A 17,256-nucleotide genomic window follows, 5' to 3' on the forward strand; every position below is an offset into this window, starting at 1 on the left:
AACAAGTAAAATGAAAAATATAATCATAAATAAATCATCGCTATTTATACTTTCAATTTCGCTATTCCTGCTCGTTTCCTGTGGCAAAAAAGAAGCTGCTGAAGAACACGAAGAAGAAAAGTCAGAAACGGAAGTAGCACTGACCGAAGTACAAGCGAAAACAATTGGCATTGAAACCGGTAGTATTGAAATGAAGAACCTCAACACCATTATCAAAGCCAATGGTTATACAGTAGTACCGCCACAAAACAGGGCTGATATTTCTACGCTGATTGGCGGCGTTGTCAAGGATATTTTTGTTTTGGAAGGTACATTTGTAACTAAGGGCAAAACATTGGCTACAATCCAAAATCTTGAGGTTTCCGAAATGCAGGAAGAATATCAGTCAGCCGTTGCCAATATAGAATATTTGGAGCAGGAATTTAAACGCCAAAAGACCCTTACCGATGAAAATGTAAATCCACGAAAAGCATTTCAGGAAGTAAAGTCAAAATTGGCATCAGAAAGAGCCAAAGCTCAGGCAGCCAAAAACAAATTACAAGCGTTGAATGTAAGTCCAAACGGTAATACTTCTTTAGTGCCTATTGTTGCTCCAATTAGCGGTTATGTTGGTAAAATCAGTATTACCAAAGGTGCTTTTGCTGAAACTGGTGTAACATTGTTTGAGGTTGTTGACAATACTCAGATGCACCTCGATTTGAATGTGTTTGAAAAGGATTTAGGCAAAATTTCAATTGGTCAGGAAGTTGATTTTGTATTGACTAATCAATCCAATAAATCCATCAAAGGGAAAATCTTCGGAATCAATAAATCTTTCTCCAATGAAAGCAAAACAGTTGCCGTTCATGCCAAAATAACGAGCAGCACCAAAGATTTGATTTCGGGAATGTATGTAGCAGCAAACATCAATATTTCAAATCAAACCGTTCCGGCATTGCCTAAAGATGCTGTGGTGCGAAATGGCGATAAGTATTTTATCTACATTCAGGAAGAAGGACACGAAGAAGCACCGAAAAAAGAAGCTGAAGAACACGAACACAAAGAAGGAGAAGAAGCACCCAAAGAAATACACTTCAGAGCCGTTGAGGTAGCAATAGGCACGACTGATTTAGGTTATACTGAAGTAAAATTAATTGAAGAAATCCCTTCAGATGCCAAAATTGTTATTAAAGGTGCTTATTATCTATTGGCACAATCTAAAGGCGGTGGCGAACACGAACATTAATAAATTACTAATTATATCAATACACTATGAAAACTACAATTTTAAAATCTATTTTTTGTTTGACTGTAATGCTGTTTATTTCCAATTCAGCAATGGCTCAAAAGAGCAACCAAAAAGCGGTAATCAAAACAACTTTACATTGCGACCACTGTAAGCAATGTGAAACCTGCGGATTGAAATTCAAAACTGAAATGCTAAAAATAAACGGAGTGAAAATGTATGAACTTGATGATAAAGCTCAAACTTTTACCATCTATTTCAATCCAAAGAAAACGACTTTATTGGAAATCAAAAAAGGAATTGCCAAATTAGGCTATGATGCTGATGAGGTAAAAGCTACTGAAGAAGGATTGGCTTCCTTAGATGGTTGCTGTAAAGCATAAATTATGAAACATCAACATAAATACGATGCTAATGGAAAGCAGCTTTGTTGCACTCAGGAAGAAAAAATTTATACCAAAGCCGGTGCAAAGGATTTGATTCAGGATGAAAGCTGCTGTTCCACTAAAAGCAAAAAAAAGCACGAACATTCTGAGGGTGATGGACACGACCACGAACATAGTCATTCGGCAAATGAAAGCACTTTCAAAATGTTTTTCCCTTCCATCATTTCTTTGGTATTGCTTTTAACTGCCATAGGCTTTGACAATGTTTTTGCTGCTGATTGGTTTACAGGATGGATAAGGATTGTTTGGTATGTAGTAGCTTATATCCCTGTTGGTTTTCCGGTTATAAAAGAAGCATTTGAAAGTATTAAGGAAGGTGAAATCTTTTCCGAATTTCTTTTGATGGTCATTGCCACTGTTGGAGCATTTGCCATTGGCGAATATCCCGAAGCGGTGGCTGTAATGCTGTTTTATTCCGTTGGTGAGGTTTTCCAAACATTAGCCGTAACAAGGGCAAAAGCCAACATCAAATCCTTATTAGACCAAAGACCTGATGAGGTAACAATTTTGATCGATTCTGCTCCGCAAATTATCAAAGCTGCCAATGCCAAAATTGGTGATATAATCCAATTGAAATCGGGTGAAAAATTAGGCTTGGATGGTGAATTGCTTTCTGATTCAGCTTCATTCAACACAGCAGCCCTAACAGGCGAAAGCAAACCCGATACAAAGTCCAAAGGCGATATGGTTTTAGCCGGAATGATTAACCTCAACAAAGTATCTCAGATAAAAGTTACCACAGCTTATACAGATAGTAAATTATCCAAAATATTAGAGTTGGTGCAAAACGCCACAGCGCAAAAAGCACCTACTGAATTATTCATCAGGAAGTTTGCCAAAATCTATACTCCTATTGTGGTTTTATTGGCAGTATTGATAGCTTTTGTGCCTTATTTCTTTGTAGAGCATTACATCTTTTCAAGTTGGTTGTATAGAGCTTTGATATTCTTAGTTATTTCCTGCCCTTGTGCTTTAGTAATATCTATCCCTTTGGGCTATTTTGGAGGAATTGGTGCAGCGAGTAGAAACGGAATATTATTTAAAGGAAGTAATTTCCTTGATGTGATTGCCAGTGTTCAAAATGTTGTGATGGATAAAACCGGAACAATGACTGAAGGTGTTTTCAAAGTTCAGGAAGTGGTATTTGATAAGCAGTTTAAGGAAAAGGAAATACTGCAAATGGTCAATGCCTTAGAAAGCCAAAGCACTCATCCGGTAGCTACTGCCATTCACGAATTTGTTGGCAAAGTTGATTCTTCTATCAAACTCGGAAAAGTAGAAGAAATTGCAGGGCAAGGACTGAAAGCAACCATTGACGGGAAAAGCTTATTAGTGGGTAACTTTAAACTAATGGATAAACATTCTATTTCATACGATATTGACCCAAATTCAATCGTTTACACGCTCATAGCTGTTGCCTACGATATAAAGTTTGTTGGTTATATAACAATAGCCGATATAATCAAAAAAGATGCTCAGGAATCAATTAACAAGTTTAAGGCTTTGAATGTAAAAACCACTATGCTAAGTGGCGATAAAAGTACCGTTGTTCAGTTTGTAGCTGATAAATTAGGTATTACTAATGCTTTTGGGGATTTATTGCCGGAAGATAAAGTGAATAAAGTCAAAGAAATCAAAGCCAAAAATGAAACCGTTGCTTTTGTTGGTGATGGTGTAAACGATGCTCCGGTTGTTGCTTTGAGCGATGTAGGTATTGCGATGGGTGGTTTAGGTAGTGATGCGACCATTGAAACCGCTGATGTTGTTATTCAGGATGATAAGCCGAGTAAAATCCCAATGGCAATTAATATCGGTAAACAAACCAAAAGGATAGTTTGGCAAAACATCACATTGGCTTTCGTAGTAAAAGGGATTGTCTTAATTCTTGGCGCAGGTGGTTTGGCTACTATGTGGGAAGCGGTTTTTGCTGATGTAGGTGTAGCATTATTGGCTATCTTAAATGCAGTTAGAATCCAACGAATGAAATTCTAACTTTATTGTGAAGTTATATCAATGCAATTTGACAATATAGCTGTTAGCTGAGGTTTTGGCTTATATCCGGTTAAAACCTCATCTGTGGCTGTATTTTGCCAATCAAAAAGCTGTGAATTATATTCCCATTGCTCAGAGTTAATAACTCGTTGAGGTTCTTTAACGATAATTTGCTCTTTCTTTTCAGCATTGAACCCAAATCGCTCAAAAATTCGGATTCCTTTCATTGCTGTTAGAATGTTATCCAAAGCAGAAACATAGATTTGATAAGAGGCACTATCTCCTTTTTTCTTTATATCCGGTTCAGTAAATATTTTACTTCCATATTTGATTATTTCAATCAATCCGATTTCTACATTAAATACTTTACGCATATCCTGAGCTTGTCTATTAGTATATCCCTTTTTACTTCTATTTAGCCATTCCTGAATTATTGTTAATGCCATTTGCTTATTAGCTACAATGATATGGAAATGGGGGTTGTATGTTTTTTTTATTGGATTGAAATTACATTCCAAAGATTTTACGCCTACTAATTTTATTCCTGTACCTCTTTGATGTTGCTTTTTATATTTATCTGCAATTTGTTTAAATGTAGTCATCATTGATTTAATGTAACCTTTCAATTGATTAGCTTTACAAGCTTTGACTGTCAGTGTTACAAAATGCGGTTCTTCCCAAGTCTGTATAACAGGATAATATTTGTTTATGATTTCGGCTTTCCTAATACTGCAACAAAGAGTACAAAATCTATTTTTACAGTAGTTACCATATAAACGACCATCAACACTTGTAACCCGATTTTGGCAGTAGTAGGTATTCCAATATGCCTTTTGCTTTTCATTATCGCCTTTTTCTTTCGCTACATCCATCAGGTTTAGCATCATATTTTGAGTGATAAATTTGCGCTTTGCCCTTCCTCTCAAAACCTCATCATTGCTAAGGTCAGAGCCATTTCCTGAAATAAAAACCGGTCTTTGTCCCGTTTTATTTGTCCCGTTTTGTCCTAATGTATAGATGTTTCCCATTTCCGGCAGATTATTACCTTAGCTTTGAGGCTTAGGCTCTTTTGTACTTTAGGGATTTCACTTCTTGGAGCGATTGCTCAACATCAATACGTTTTATAAGCAGGATTCTACCAACTTTTTGAGCCGGTAAAAAACCTCTTTTGATGTAATTGTGTATTGATTGTTCAGAAACCTTTAGCAGTTCAGAGGCTTCTTTTACCGTTAGATTTTCGGCTTTGTCTTCTTCTGTTGGTTTATGCTTAATATCCAACAGAAGGTTTTCGATGTTTGATAATCTTTGTTCGATTATCTCAAAGGGATTGTTCATTGTGCTTATATTTAGAATTGTAAGCACAATATTATTTTGTTGAGCTATTTTATACTCCCAATAGTAACTATGTAGTAGGTACTATGAATTTAATTCAGCCAATTTAAGTTCATCTTTTGCCAAATCTGAAGCCTTACCATAAGTCGACAACATATTGTCAATAACGTAATTAATATTGCCAATTTTCGATTTCGCTAATCTCAAATTCCTATCCTTAGTTATTTCATTATAGACTTGCTGTATGTTTTTACTATTTTTATTATGTAACTCTCCAAACTCCTTCCAAGCTGCATCACTTGGAAAAGTATTTTTTAGAATTGATTGCTTTGTTTCCGAGAGATAATATATAAAATAAGCTAAATCAGTCCTATTAGGTCTAATAGAATCTGTTAGTTTTTTCGTATTTGTATTTTCTATAATGGGTGTAATTTCTTCAATGAATTTCTTTTCGGACTTAAACCAATTTTTGAGAATTTTAATATATCCTTTTGTGTCTATTCCCTTAACCGAATTTATAGCAGATAACTCTAAATCTCTATTTTTCAATATTAATTCAAATCGAATATTTTGAGCATCTGTCAGTAATCCTTTTTCGTATAATCTCAGTCCGTTTATGTTTGTTATAATATTCTTAGTCAGCTGTACTAAAAATTGAGTGAAATTCTCCTTTTTCTGAAGCTTTGCAGTAGTTAATCCGGTGTATTTATTATATCTGATACTGCCATCCAAAATTGGCAATGTCCTGCTGTACTTTTGTTGCAGCGGCTTAAAATAAGAGAGTTCAAACGGAAAAGTTTTATACCATTTATTATAAGTAGACAGTAATAGATTCATATCTTTTCCTACGTTGGAAGTTGAAGCTATCTTTTTCTCTTCTTCAATCGGATAGAAAGAATTGTTTATATGATTCAATATACAATCTATTCTCCTATCTATTTCTTCCTTCGGCAATTTGTTATATTGGTATTTATCTTTTATACCTTCAACTAAGTCCGGTAGAAATCCGCAAAAGTTATTAAATGCGTACGGTGAGCCGTAACCATTTGGAAAACTACCAAGACTGTCAACCACATATTCAAAATAATTCTCAAAATCTTCAAACCAATCATCGTTCTCAATATGGTTAATTACAAATTGATGAGTAAACATTATCTTATCGGCAACACTTCCCTCAATTCCTGTAAAATCAGACATTTTGAATTCCCTTAACTGATGCAGTTTTTTGTGCCACTCACAACAATTAGGAAATTTATAAACTCTTATTATTTCATTGATTATATATTCACGTTGTTTTGTACATCCCGAACACACTGAATAATTATGTTCTCCGTCAGCAGGTTTAATGTCATAAGGCAACTGAAATGCTCCTCCGTTAAAAGAAAAGAATTTTGAGCCACAAACTTCAATTTCTTCTAAATAATCAACATAAAAAGTTTTCTGAATAGCTGCCATTAATCTATTTTTTTAAGTTGCACTTTTTCCATTTTCCAAACCGATGTCATAAAGTCTTTTTTATCATCATTGTTTGGCTTATAATATTTGTTAAACACTTCTAAGCTTCTATGACCTGTATAGCTCATAATTACCTTATCAGGGATTTTATTGTTCTTCATAATCGTAATAAAGCTTCTTCGTGCTGTATGTGATGAAATCCTTTCAAAAAGTGGATTAACTTGTTCTATAATATCTTTCCCAACTTTCACCGTCTTTTTGATGTTTTGATTATATCCTATGGTTTGAAACACTTCTTTGATATAATCGTTAAACTTCTGATTGGATATAATTGGTAGTTTATACTCATACTTTTTCAGAAGGAAAATAGAGAAATCATTTAACGGTATTTCCAAAGCTTTATCAGTGTTCTTTTTATCCCTAACCTTTATAAATCCATCCTGAATATCTTTCTCCTGTACATCGGAATAATTACTGATTCTCATTCCGGTTGCACAACCAAACACAAACAAATCTCTAACACGCTCTAATCTTTTGTTATTGCTGAAATCAAACTCAAAGACTTCCTGAACCTGTTCCAAAGTCAATGCAACCTCATCTGTCAATTGAGATTTTGGCGATTTGAATTTTTGATAATCTATTTTATAAGTGTGATTGTTTTCGGTTGCCCAATAAAGGAATGTTTTGAGTAATCCAACATTTCTTCTAACCGTATTTGCTGAGTGCTTTTTTTCTGAGATTGAAAACTCAATAAAGGAATTATAAAAAACTTTGTCTATTTGATTAAAATTAATCTTTTTGCCGTTGAAGGTTTGAAAGTCGAAAAGCAGCTTTTTGTTGTACTCATATCGTTTTATTGTAGTTTCAGAATTAGCTTCATCCGTGAAATCACTTTTCCTTTCGGTTAGAAACAAATCGTAAACCTCAAAAAATTTGCTTGAGATGGCAGTAGTGCGCTTAAATTCAATATCAAAATCATCTTTAATATCGGCAATAGTTATATCCCTATTAGAAAGCTTATACTTCTGTATCAAATCAGAAAAGAAGTTTGAATAACGCTCTAATTGCCTATTGATTCCTCTCAGCCTGTTAGCTGATTCTGTTCTTCCGTTGAGGTTCTTAGGCTGTCTGTTTTCAAAATCCCAATCTTCAGGATGAATCATTTCACCTGTTGAGTAGACAAATTTGCGCCCTTCCATTTTGAAATAGGCTGAAAACAGAATCAAACTTTCCTTATCCTTGTTAGGCTCTTTTAAGTTGAATGTACTTCTCATAAATTTCTCTCAGTTGACAGTTTAGTTGACAGTAAAGGTATGATTTAATACTATATTTGAGTTATATTAAATATTAACATTACGCTGAAGTTATTGACAATAAAGGAGTTTGTTAAAATTGGCTATATCAAAATATATAAGGTTCAAATACCTCTTTCTCCGCAGCAGAAACCCAAAATCGGAAGATTTTGGGTTTTTTTATGCGGTTTGGCAGCGCAAATTTCATTTACAAGCTGACAAAGCGCATAAAAACCCAAAAGTTTGCAAAACTTTTGGGTTTTGGCTGCTGGTTCTACCCGTTTGGGATCAATGGAATTCATCAACTTTTTTTTTCGGAGGAAACCCAGTATCAGTTTGCGAGCATTTCCATATTACCCGCTCACCTACAAATTCCATTTTAAAAACAGTCTCTATTTGCTAAGAAAAATCGGCATTGTTGGTGTATGTGGTTTTGAATTGAATTAAACTACGTACTTAGAGTCCGGCTATTAACTTTCTGGTTTTCAATATTAAATAAGCTAAGGTCAACCAAAAATCTTACAATTCAGCCAAAAATTTTAAAAAAATGAACGTTGTTCAAAAAATAGTTTTACTTTTGTACCATGACTATTGCAGATCGAAAAGCAAGGGAGAAAGAGGCACTACGTACACTGATTTTAAAAGGTGCGAAGAAGCTCTTCATTGAAAAGGGAATTGAACAAACCACTATACGAAATATAGCGGATGAGATCGATTACAGCGTAGGGACAGTTTATGTGTATTTTAAAGATAAAAATGCCATACTTCACGATTTGCATTCGATAGGATTTCAAGAATTGGGCGGTTATTTTCAAGAGTTGTTTAGCATTGAAGATCCTATGGAACGATTGAAAAAGATGGGAATCACTTACATGAAGTTTGCCCTTGAAAATCAGGAAATGTATGACCTGATGTTTAACGTTAAAGCGCCCATGGAATCTATCGAAAGTTCTGAAAAAGAAGATTGGAACGAAGGCGTTAACACGTTTGGAGCACTAAAAAATACAGTCGCACAATGTATGGAAAACGGACATTTCAGCGGACATTCGCTAGAACCACTATCTTTTATGATATGGGGATTAGTGCACGGCATGTGTTGCCTAGAAATTAGACAGCGCACAAAGGGCGTGAAATTTGATAATCCGGACACCATTCTATACGATGGATACAAAGAGTTTTTAAAAATCTTAGAGAAGTTATAGTTTTTTTTGTCTAATAATTTGAACAATGTTCATAATATAAACAACGTACAATGAAGTATTTATTTATCAGTTATTCGGTGCTCTGTTTTGGGATGCTTGGCTATTCTCAAAGTAAACTCGACAACTACATCAAAATCGGTCTTGAAAACAACGAGGTTGTTAAGCAATACAATTTCAACATCAATAAAAGTATCTGGGCATTGAAAGAAGCCAACAGTCTTTTTTATCCAACTACCTCGTTTAATGCTAATTATACAGTTGCCGATGGAGGAAGAACCATAGATATTCCCATTGGTGATCTGCTAAATCCGGTATACAGTACTTTAAATCAATTAACTAATTCGAATGTTTTTCCACGCTTAGAAAATCAATCGGTACTTATCAATCCGAATAACTTCTATGACGCAAAAATTCACACTACGGTTCCGCTGCTGAATTACGAAATCATTTACAACAAGCGTATTAAAACGTATCAAAACCAACTTTATAAAGTGGAAATCGACATTTATAAACGAGAATTGGTTAAGGATATCAAGGTTGCATATTTCAAATACATGCAGTCGAGAGAAGCAATAACTATCTACGAAACCGCTTTAAAACTCGCTAAAGAAAACCAAAGGGTAAATCAATCGTTGTTTGCGAATCAAAAAATCAATCGCACCGCTGTCTTACGAAGTGATAACGAGGTAAAACGTATTGAAGCTAAGCTGGAAGAAGCTCATCAAAACAGCAAGAATGCACAAGCGTATTTCAATTTTCTAATCAATCAAAAATTAGACACCGAAATTGAAATCGACTCCAGCCTTTCTGCAATTCCCACTGATTTTAATTCCGAAAACACTCAAAAAAGAGAAGAGTTTACTCAACTTCAGAAAGCGGCCGAAATAAATACTGCAGTATCAAAACTAACAAAATCTGCGTGGTTTCCGAAGCTAAGCGGATTCTTAGATGTGGGCTATCAAGATTTTGATTTTGAGGTTACTGAGCAGTCGCGCTATTATTTTGGAGGTATTGCTTTAGAGTGGAACATTTTCTCGGGAAATAAAAACAAGTACAGGCTAAAACAAATTGAAGAAGAAGCGAAAAGCATCAAATCGCAAACCGAGAATGTAAAGCAGCAGTTCCTGCTCCAATATGAGATAAGTAGGAATAATCTAAACTCAAAACTAGAAATCTATAAATCGGAGAAGAGTCAAAATATTGCTGCAAAAAAATACAACGACGATGTTTCGAAGCTTTATAAAGAAGGTCAAGCACTTTACATCGAACTTCTAGACGCCCAAAACCAATACATAAATGCACTGCTTAACTCAAACATAGCACTTTATGAAACTTGGATTGCTTACGCCGAATTGGAACGGGCTAATGCAACTTACACCATTAACTTTTAAAAACTACAAAATGACAACGCGTAATTTAATGTTTGTGATTCCGCTAATCGCTGTATTGTCGTGCACAAACTCAAAAAAAACAATTGAAAACAAGGAAATTATTCCCGTGAGAATAATCACTTTACAAAGTTCATTCAGTAATGAAAATGTTATAGCTACTGGCTTACTAGCAACTGAAAATGAAAACAAACTAGCTTTTAAAATTGGTGGCGTAGTTGATCGTATTTTGGTACGTGAAGGACAATCGTTTTCAAAAGGACAGCTACTGGCTACACTCAAATTAACTGAAATCGATGCACAGGTTTCACAAGCAAGATTGGGCTACGAAAAGAGTAAAAGAGATTACACTCGAGTTTACCATTTATATCAAGACAGTGTGGCGACCTTAGAGCAGGTACAAAACTCGAAAACACTGCTCGAGATTTCTGAAAAAACGCTAGAGCAAGCAAATTTCAATAAAAAATATGCGTTCATTATTGCAACTACCTCTGGATTTGTTACTAAAAAATTAGTGAACGAAGGAGAAATTGTTCAAGGCGGTTTTCCGGTGCTTGCAATCAATGAAAATACGGACCAGAAAAATTGGATCATAAAAATTGGAGTTTCTGAAAGCGATTGGTCGCTAATCACTGAGGGAAACAAAAGCCAGATTGATGTTAATGGAAAACTTTACTCGGGAATAGTATCTCAAAAAAGTAGAGCTATTGACGTCAACTCTGGAACATTTCAAATTGAAGTTAAAATTAAAAACGCTTCGAAAGATTTTGCTGTTGGAATGTTCGGTAAAGTACTAATCGATGTTGCTCGGAATAAATCGGCCAATATCATTCCCTATGAAGCTGTTATTGAAGCCAATGGCAAAAACGCCTATGTATTTGTTCCCGCTTCAGCTACCACGGTTAAGAAGATTCCCATAGAAATTGAAAGCTTCAACGAAAACGAAGTGATTGTAGCCAAAGGACTAGAAGGTGTTTCACGCATCATCACTGCCAATTCTCCTTTCTTGAATGAACAGTCGATAATAAAAATCATCAAATAAAATGAGACTCACCAATTTTACTATCAAAAACTACCCATTTACCATTGTAGTTTTTGTAATGATAGCAGTTGTTGGTTTTGTAACGCTATTTACGATGCCACGAGCCGAGGATCCGCAGATAAATCCTCCCTCCTATCCTATTGTTGTGGTTTATCCCGGTACGAGTCCGAAGGATATGGAAGAATTGGTAGTAAAACCAATTGAAAATAAATTATATGAGCTGGATAACGTCGACAAAATCGTGACGTCGATTGAAGATGGATTAGCCGTAATTCAAGTCGACTTTAAATATGGAGAAGATGTCGACAACAAGTATCAAGAAGTTATTAGAGAAGTAAACAATTTACGCAGTGAGTTACCGCAAGACCTTCAAAAAATTGAAATCCGAAAAGTAGATCCGTCAGATGTAAATATTTTTCAGATTGCCCTAATTTCCGAAAACGCCTCGTACAAGGATTTAAAAAAGTACGGAGACGAATTAAAGGAAAAACTGGAAAAAGTCAAAGATCTCAAGAAAGTTAAAGTTTCAGGTGCGCCGGAAGAAACCATCAGAATCGATTTAAAACTCGATAAACTCGCTGAATTGAAAATTCCATTAAATGTTGTCGTTGGAAGTTTGCAAAGCGAAGCCTTGAACATTCCGGGTGGAAGTTTAGATGCAGGTATTAAAACATTCAATGTAAAAACAAGCGGAAAGTTTGAAGATGTAAAAGCTATTGAAAACACGGTAGTTTACAACGGAAATGGAAAAATTATTACACTTAAAGAAGTCGCAGAAGTTGACTTTAAACTGCAAGAAGAAAAACACATTACTCGATTAAACGGACACCGCTGCATTTTAGTTACGGCAGCTCAGAAAGTGGGCGCCAATATTAGCACGACTCAAAAAAAAGCACTGCCAATTATTTCAGAGTTTGAAAAATCGCTGCCACCAAATATTGCGCTAATCAAAAATTTTGATCAAGCTAATAACGTTGCGTTACGACTTTCTGGACTAGGAATCGATTTCATAATCGCATTAGGCTTAGTACTGATAACGCTTTTACCACTGGGAACACGCGCATCGGTAGTAGTTATGATTGCTATTCCGTTATCATTGGCCTTGGGTTTAATTGGTTTAAATGCGTTTGGATTCTCACTAAATCAGTTAAGCATAGTCGGACTTGTGGTTTCGCTAGGTCTCTTAGTTGACGACAGTATTGTTGTGGTTGAAAACATTGAACGCTGGTTGAGAGAAGGACACACAAAAAGGGAAGCTGCCTTGAAAGCAACGAAACAAATTACCTTGGCTGTTATCGGATGTACTGCAACACTGGTAATTTCGTTTTTACCCCTAGTGTTTTTACCTGCTGGGCCGGGTGAGTTTATCAGAGGATTACCGATGGCCGTCATCTGCACAATTCTGGCATCTATGATAGTGTCACTAACTTTAGTTCCATTTTTATCAAGCCGGATTTTAAAAGAACATCACGACGCGGCGGGTAACATATTTCTTCAGTATCTACAGAAATTTATCAGCAGAACCTACACGCGATTAATGCATAAAGCCTTGGCTAAGCCGCTGATCACCTTAGTAATTACTTTAGCACTTTTTATTGGTTCTCTAGCTCTTTTCCCTGTAATTGGATTTAAACTGTTCCCTTCCTCAGAAAAACCTATATTCTTAGTAAACATTAGAATGCCGTTACAAACAAGTTTAGCGGAAAGTAAAAAAATAACCTCGTTAATAGAAACTCAAATTGCTAAAAATCACGAGATAAAGTTTTTTACATCAAATATTGGAAAAGGAAATCCTCAAATTTATTACAACGTACCCCAAAAGGAAGAAAAAAACGATTTTTCGCAAATTTTTATTCAACTAGCGGATAATGCGCAACCTCAGAATAAAATCGCACTGATTGAAAAACTACGGAAACAATTCAAAGATTTTCCATTTGCAAAAATCGAAATTAAAGACTTTGAACAAGGTCCGCCCATCGAAGCTCCGATTTCAATTCGAGTCTTCGGAGACAATCTAGATACTTTAAGAAGATTGTCGTTTGATGTGGAAAAAATCGTTAAGTCAAATTCCGGCGCCATTTACGTAAACAACGATTTAAACACGCTGAAAACAGATTTGAAAGTTAACATCAATCGTGAGAAAGCTAGAACTCTCGGAGTTTTAACAGCTGATATCGACAAGACAATACGATTAGCAGTTGCGGGAATCTCGATTGGAACTTATACTGATGAAGAGGGAGATGATTTTGAAATGGAATTAACTATTCCTAAGAGCGATAAGACAACGCTCGCTGCATTAACAAACTTATATGTTAACAATGCCGTTGGAACACCAATTCCGTTAAAACAAATCGCAAATACTGAATTTGTAACATCGCCAAATAACATCAACCATTTTGATAAAAACCGCTTTATAAAGATTACCGCATCTACAAGAGACGGAATATTGGCAAATGATGTATTAAAAGATATCGTACCAAAGTTAGATCAATTGAAAATGCCTAAGGGCTACTATTACAAATTATCTGGGGAAGCAGAAAGTGAAGGCGATGCCTTTGGCGGCAATTTTATCACAATTATTATTCTAACTGTTTTCTTATTCATCGCAGTACTAATCTTACAATTTAAAACATTCAAAGGAATCCTGATAGTACTATCTGTAATACCTTTAGGGGTAATCGGTGGCGTTTCTATGCTGTGGCTTTCTGATAATCCGATGTCGTTTATTGCTATAGTTGGCTTTATTGGATTGGCGGGGATAGAGGTAAAAAACTCCATTTTATTGGTCGATTTTACCAATCAGCTGCGGCTGGAAGGAGTTCCTTTGGAAGAAGCCATCGAAAAAGCAGGTGAAATACGCTTTTTGCCTGTTGTACTTACCTCGCTAACTGCAATAGGAGGTTTAATTCCACTTGCAATGAATCCTAATCCACAGATATCTCCGCTTGCACTTGTATTAATCGGAGGTTTGATAAGCTCTACAATCTTATCAAGAATAGTAACTCCCGTAATGTATAAACTTATTCCTCCAAAAATAGAAATCACTAAAAATTAAATACTTATAACTATGAAAAACGTTTTTTTACTACTGCTTTTAGTTGTCGGTTCGGCTAGTACAGCACTTGCACAATCTAAAGCCGATGCCATTTTAGGAGAATGGATTAACGAAAAGAAAGATGCAAAATTTCAAATTTTCAAACAAGATGATAAATACTACGGGAAAATCATTTGGGGAACAGGCGATCAGAAGAAAGATGTTAAAAACCCAGACAGTAAGCTGCGCAACAGAGACGTTATCGGGTTAACCATTTTAAAAAACTTTGTCTTTGACGGTGACAACACTTGGGAAGACGGAACCATTTACGACCCACGAGAAGGGAAAACGTACTCATGTAAAATAACACAGAAAGGCGCCAATAAAATAAATGTTCGAGGCTATGTTGGTATTTCACTTTTCGGGCGAACAGAAGTGTGGACAAAAATAAAATAAAGACGTATGGAAAATTACATATTAATAACAGGCGCCAGTTCCGGAATTGGTCTTGAAATGGCTGAAAAGCTGGCTGAAAGAAAATATAATTTAATTCTAGTCGCGAGAAACTACGAACGTTTACAGCGGTTAAAAACCGATTTAGAACTCACTTACGGCGTTAAAGTAACGATTTATCAAAGAGATTTATCAAAGGTATCTAATGCTGAAACACTCTTTGAAGAAGTTAAAAAAAACAAATTGCATGTGAGTCATCTGATAAACAATGCTGGAATCGGAGTTTACGGCGAATTTACTAACACATCGTTGCAAGAAGAACTAGAAATGATAGAGCTAAATTGCTCCTCTTTGGTAGTTCTCACAAAGCTCTTTGCTCAAGATATGCGAAAAAAAGGAGCTGGAAGTATCATGAACATCGCTTCCCTGCTTTCATTTCTACCCTTTCCCTACTACTCGGTTTATTCAGCAACTAAAGCTTTTGTATTAGCCTTTTCTGAAACTGTAAATGCCGAATTGGTTGGTAGCGGCGTACAAGTGAAAGCGCTCTGTCCCGGACCTATTGACACGAAGTTTACGACTCCAGAAATGGCAAAAACAACTGCTTACAAAGTAAACAAACCCGTGAACTCAAAAATTGTAGCTGAAGAAGGAATTGATTTACTGTTCAATAAGAAATCAAAAAAAATAGTCGGCTTCAACAATTGGTTTATATCGAATTTACCGCGCGTCACTCCCGATTTCATTATGATGAAAATCAAAAAAAACTTAGCTAGCCAGGCCAATTAAATAACAGAATTATGAGAAAATTAATGATAATAACACTCGTTTTGTTGGTTTCTACAACAGGTCGGGCGCAAGAGAACAAAGAAAGTGGAATCTATTTTGGTGCGATTGTAGGTACGAGGTATAATCAGCTCGAAAAGCATTTTGTTGCAGCTGTTGATCCTGAATTGTTTTCATTTTCTATTGGCGCAGGTAGCGCATGGACCAAAAACAATTTCCTAGTAGGCTTTGAATTTTTGTATTCTAATGGCGAAAAAAGCAACGCATTGGGAACCGTGCAGCTAACCGGATTTAGCAATACACTTTGGTTTGGCTATAATATTTCCAAGAACAACAGATGGAAATTCGAACCGAACTTGGGATTGGTATTAATTAACAATCAATTAATTGCGCAAAACAAAACAACAAACTCATTTCAAAACGTAACAAATAATCAATTGATGGGAAACCTGGGAATAAACGTTAAAGCCGTTGGAAAAAACGGACTCTTCACCGGAATAAAAATGGGCTATATGCTTCCTTTTGCTGGTGAAACTGAATGGGAAAATAAAGTTGAAGGCACTAAAACTGGTTTGAATGATCATTTAGGTACTTTCTATTTCCAACTAAATCTCGGTGGATTTTTGGACCTATCAAAAACTAAATAGATTCAAAAATCATATACCATCACAAGCAATAAAATAAGTAAAAAGTATGAAAGAATTTCTTTTTGAACTCAAGACGCGAAATGAAACCCTGTTCTATTTTGGTGCTATTTGTCTGTTCTTTGCCCTAGTATGCTTTATCCTGTCAAAAACTACAAACACTCAAGTATATCAAGTCAACGCTTATCTCAAACCTCTAAAGTTCGCTTTTTCAACTTTCCTTTTTTCTTGGGCAATGGCTTGGTATTGCTATTATCTTCAAGGTTTTAACGTCGGTCTCTTCAACGGATCGGTTATTTTTTTGATGAGTTTTGAAATTATCTATATAGCCGTAATGGCTAGTAAAGGAAGTACTTCTCATTTCAACACTTCTACTCCGTTTTATGCACTGATGTTTTCATTAATGGCTGTGGCCGCAACTTTAGTTACGCTGTACACCGCATACGTTGGTATACTGTTTTTTATGCAATCGTTCCCAAATCTTCCGAGTTACTATGTATGGGCAATCCGTTTTAGTCTTATAATTTTTGTAATCTTCTCTTTTCAAGGATTTGCAATGGGTGCCCGATTGAGTCATTCGGTTGGTTTGGATAACGATAATTCCAACCTCTTTATCTTAGGATGGAGTAAAACCGTTGGCGACTTAAGAGTAGCGCACTTTATCGGTATGCATGCCTTACAAATTTTACCTGTATTGTCGTACTATGTTCTAAAAAATACTAAGGCAACAATTTTTATATCTTGTCTCTATCTAATTTTAGCAATCTACTCTTTTGTCACAGCGTTACACGGAAAATCTATTTTTCATAATCCGTTTAAGTAATTTTCTTCCACATTAAACGCTCAAATACCACCAACGATTGAGTTCGTATGATTAAAGCTTGTTTTCGAATTTTGATATTGAAAGACGATCGAAGTAATAATTGTCTTCACTAAAAAACGAACGGAAAAATGTAGTAATTTTA

Annotated in this window: 15 protein-coding genes; 11 read left to right on the forward strand and 4 right to left on the reverse strand. The window is 35.5% G+C overall.

Annotation, left to right across the window (positions count from 1 at the left end; translation table 11 throughout):
• Window positions 1-10 precede the first annotated feature (10 nt).
• Genes ACOVQQ_RS11710 through ACOVQQ_RS11720 form a run of 3 tightly spaced genes read left to right on the forward strand, consistent with a single transcriptional unit; the run spans window position 11 to window position 3,663 of the window.
• Complete coding sequence (locus tag ACOVQQ_RS11710) at window positions 11-1,225, forward strand: efflux RND transporter periplasmic adaptor subunit (protein ID WP_421818356.1); 1,215 nt, start codon at window positions 11-13, stop codon at window positions 1,223-1,225.
• A gap of 26 nt (window positions 1,226-1,251) precedes the next feature.
• Window positions 1,252-1,608, forward strand: coding sequence for a heavy-metal-associated domain-containing protein (locus tag ACOVQQ_RS11715; RefSeq protein ID WP_421818357.1), 357 nt, complete (start codon window positions 1,252-1,254; stop codon window positions 1,606-1,608).
• Window positions 1,609-1,611: 3 nt separating this feature from the next.
• Complete coding sequence (locus ACOVQQ_RS11720) at window positions 1,612-3,663, forward strand: heavy metal translocating P-type ATPase (protein WP_421818358.1); 2,052 nt, start codon at window positions 1,612-1,614, stop codon at window positions 3,661-3,663.
• Between the two features lie 2 nt (window positions 3,664-3,665).
• Here ACOVQQ_RS11720 and ACOVQQ_RS11725 read toward each other — a convergent pair whose 3' ends face one another.
• From ACOVQQ_RS11725 to ACOVQQ_RS11740, 4 genes are all read right to left on the reverse strand, one after another.
• Complete coding sequence (locus ACOVQQ_RS11725) at window positions 3,666-4,691, reverse strand: protein rep (protein ID WP_421818359.1); 1,026 nt, start codon at window positions 4,689-4,691, stop codon at window positions 3,666-3,668.
• A gap of 31 nt (window positions 4,692-4,722) precedes the next feature.
• On the reverse strand, window positions 4,723-4,998 hold the full coding sequence (locus ACOVQQ_RS11730) for a helix-turn-helix domain-containing protein (protein ID WP_421818360.1): 276 nt from the start codon (window positions 4,996-4,998) through the stop codon (window positions 4,723-4,725).
• Between the two features lie 81 nt (window positions 4,999-5,079).
• The gene (locus tag ACOVQQ_RS11735; protein ID WP_421818361.1) at window positions 5,080-6,450 is read right to left on the reverse strand and encodes a hypothetical protein; all 1,371 of its coding nucleotides are present in this window, start codon (window positions 6,448-6,450) and stop codon (window positions 5,080-5,082) included.
• Window positions 6,450-7,724 (reverse strand): tyrosine-type recombinase/integrase, encoded by a 1,275-nt coding sequence (locus ACOVQQ_RS11740; RefSeq protein ID WP_421818362.1) that lies wholly within the window; start codon window positions 7,722-7,724, stop codon window positions 6,450-6,452. Before ACOVQQ_RS11740 ends, ACOVQQ_RS11735 begins: the two co-directional genes overlap by 1 nt.
• Before the next feature lie 602 nt (window positions 7,725-8,326).
• Between ACOVQQ_RS11740 and ACOVQQ_RS11745 the strand changes: the two genes are divergently transcribed.
• From ACOVQQ_RS11745 to ACOVQQ_RS11780, 8 genes are read left to right on the forward strand one after another with little or no spacing between them, the layout of a single operon-like run.
• Window positions 8,327-8,944 carry a TetR/AcrR family transcriptional regulator gene (locus ACOVQQ_RS11745; protein ID WP_421818363.1) on the forward strand — a complete coding sequence of 206 codons (618 nt, stop codon included), beginning with the start codon at window positions 8,327-8,329 and terminating at the stop codon, window positions 8,942-8,944.
• 50 nt (window positions 8,945-8,994) lie between these two features.
• On the forward strand, window positions 8,995-10,335 hold the full coding sequence (locus ACOVQQ_RS11750) for a TolC family protein (protein WP_421818364.1): 1,341 nt from the start codon (window positions 8,995-8,997) through the stop codon (window positions 10,333-10,335).
• Between the two features lie 10 nt (window positions 10,336-10,345).
• Window positions 10,346-11,374: an efflux RND transporter periplasmic adaptor subunit gene (locus ACOVQQ_RS11755; RefSeq protein ID WP_421818365.1), complete on the forward strand. Its 1,029-nt coding sequence runs from the start codon at window positions 10,346-10,348 to the stop codon at window positions 11,372-11,374.
• A gap of 1 nt (window position 11,375) precedes the next feature.
• Complete coding sequence (locus tag ACOVQQ_RS11760; protein WP_421818366.1) at window positions 11,376-14,429, forward strand: efflux RND transporter permease subunit; 3,054 nt, start codon at window positions 11,376-11,378, stop codon at window positions 14,427-14,429.
• A gap of 12 nt (window positions 14,430-14,441) precedes the next feature.
• Entirely contained in the window at window positions 14,442-14,864 is a 423-nt protein-coding gene (locus ACOVQQ_RS11765; RefSeq protein WP_421818367.1) for a DUF2147 domain-containing protein, read from the forward strand.
• A 6-nt stretch (window positions 14,865-14,870) separates the two neighbouring features.
• Window positions 14,871-15,650: an SDR family NAD(P)-dependent oxidoreductase gene (locus tag ACOVQQ_RS11770; protein WP_421818368.1), complete on the forward strand. Its 780-nt coding sequence runs from the start codon at window positions 14,871-14,873 to the stop codon at window positions 15,648-15,650.
• 11 nt (window positions 15,651-15,661) lie between these two features.
• Entirely contained in the window at window positions 15,662-16,294 is a 633-nt protein-coding gene (locus ACOVQQ_RS11775; protein ID WP_421818369.1) for a hypothetical protein, read from the forward strand.
• A gap of 46 nt (window positions 16,295-16,340) precedes the next feature.
• Complete coding sequence (locus ACOVQQ_RS11780; RefSeq protein ID WP_421818370.1) at window positions 16,341-17,114, forward strand: hypothetical protein; 774 nt, start codon at window positions 16,341-16,343, stop codon at window positions 17,112-17,114.
• Window positions 17,115-17,256 lie beyond the last annotated feature (142 nt).

Source organism: Flavobacterium sp. (assembly GCF_049240005.1).
In the GTDB taxonomy this organism is placed as follows: Bacteria; Bacteroidota; Bacteroidia; order Flavobacteriales; family Flavobacteriaceae; genus Flavobacterium.

Excerpts from the sequence above, each read along its gene's own strand:
- ACOVQQ_RS11780 (WP_421818370.1), top strand. The coding sequence starts at position 16,341 with ATGAAAGAATTTCTTTTTGAACTCAAGACGCGAAATGAAACCCTGTTC.
- ACOVQQ_RS11720 (WP_421818358.1), top strand. The coding sequence starts at position 1,612 with ATGAAACATCAACATAAATACGATGCTAATGGAAAGCAGCTTTGTTGC.
- ACOVQQ_RS11735 (WP_421818361.1), bottom strand. The coding sequence starts at position 6,450 with ATGGCAGCTATTCAGAAAACTTTTTATGTTGATTATTTAGAAGAAATT.
- ACOVQQ_RS11750 (WP_421818364.1), top strand. The coding sequence starts at position 8,995 with ATGAAGTATTTATTTATCAGTTATTCGGTGCTCTGTTTTGGGATGCTT.
- ACOVQQ_RS11775 (WP_421818369.1), top strand. The coding sequence starts at position 15,662 with ATGAGAAAATTAATGATAATAACACTCGTTTTGTTGGTTTCTACAACA.
- ACOVQQ_RS11740 (WP_421818362.1), bottom strand. The coding sequence starts at position 7,724 with ATGAGAAGTACATTCAACTTAAAAGAGCCTAACAAGGATAAGGAAAGT.
- ACOVQQ_RS11715 (WP_421818357.1), top strand. The coding sequence starts at position 1,252 with ATGAAAACTACAATTTTAAAATCTATTTTTTGTTTGACTGTAATGCTG.
- ACOVQQ_RS11725 (WP_421818359.1), bottom strand. The coding sequence starts at position 4,691 with ATGGGAAACATCTATACATTAGGACAAAACGGGACAAATAAAACGGGA.
- ACOVQQ_RS11745 (WP_421818363.1), top strand. The coding sequence starts at position 8,327 with ATGACTATTGCAGATCGAAAAGCAAGGGAGAAAGAGGCACTACGTACA.
- ACOVQQ_RS11710 (WP_421818356.1), top strand. The coding sequence starts at position 11 with ATGAAAAATATAATCATAAATAAATCATCGCTATTTATACTTTCAATT.
- ACOVQQ_RS11755 (WP_421818365.1), top strand. The coding sequence starts at position 10,346 with ATGACAACGCGTAATTTAATGTTTGTGATTCCGCTAATCGCTGTATTG.
- ACOVQQ_RS11765 (WP_421818367.1), top strand. The coding sequence starts at position 14,442 with ATGAAAAACGTTTTTTTACTACTGCTTTTAGTTGTCGGTTCGGCTAGT.
- ACOVQQ_RS11730 (WP_421818360.1), bottom strand. The coding sequence starts at position 4,998 with ATGAACAATCCCTTTGAGATAATCGAACAAAGATTATCAAACATCGAA.
- ACOVQQ_RS11760 (WP_421818366.1), top strand. The coding sequence starts at position 11,376 with ATGAGACTCACCAATTTTACTATCAAAAACTACCCATTTACCATTGTA.
- ACOVQQ_RS11770 (WP_421818368.1), top strand. The coding sequence starts at position 14,871 with ATGGAAAATTACATATTAATAACAGGCGCCAGTTCCGGAATTGGTCTT.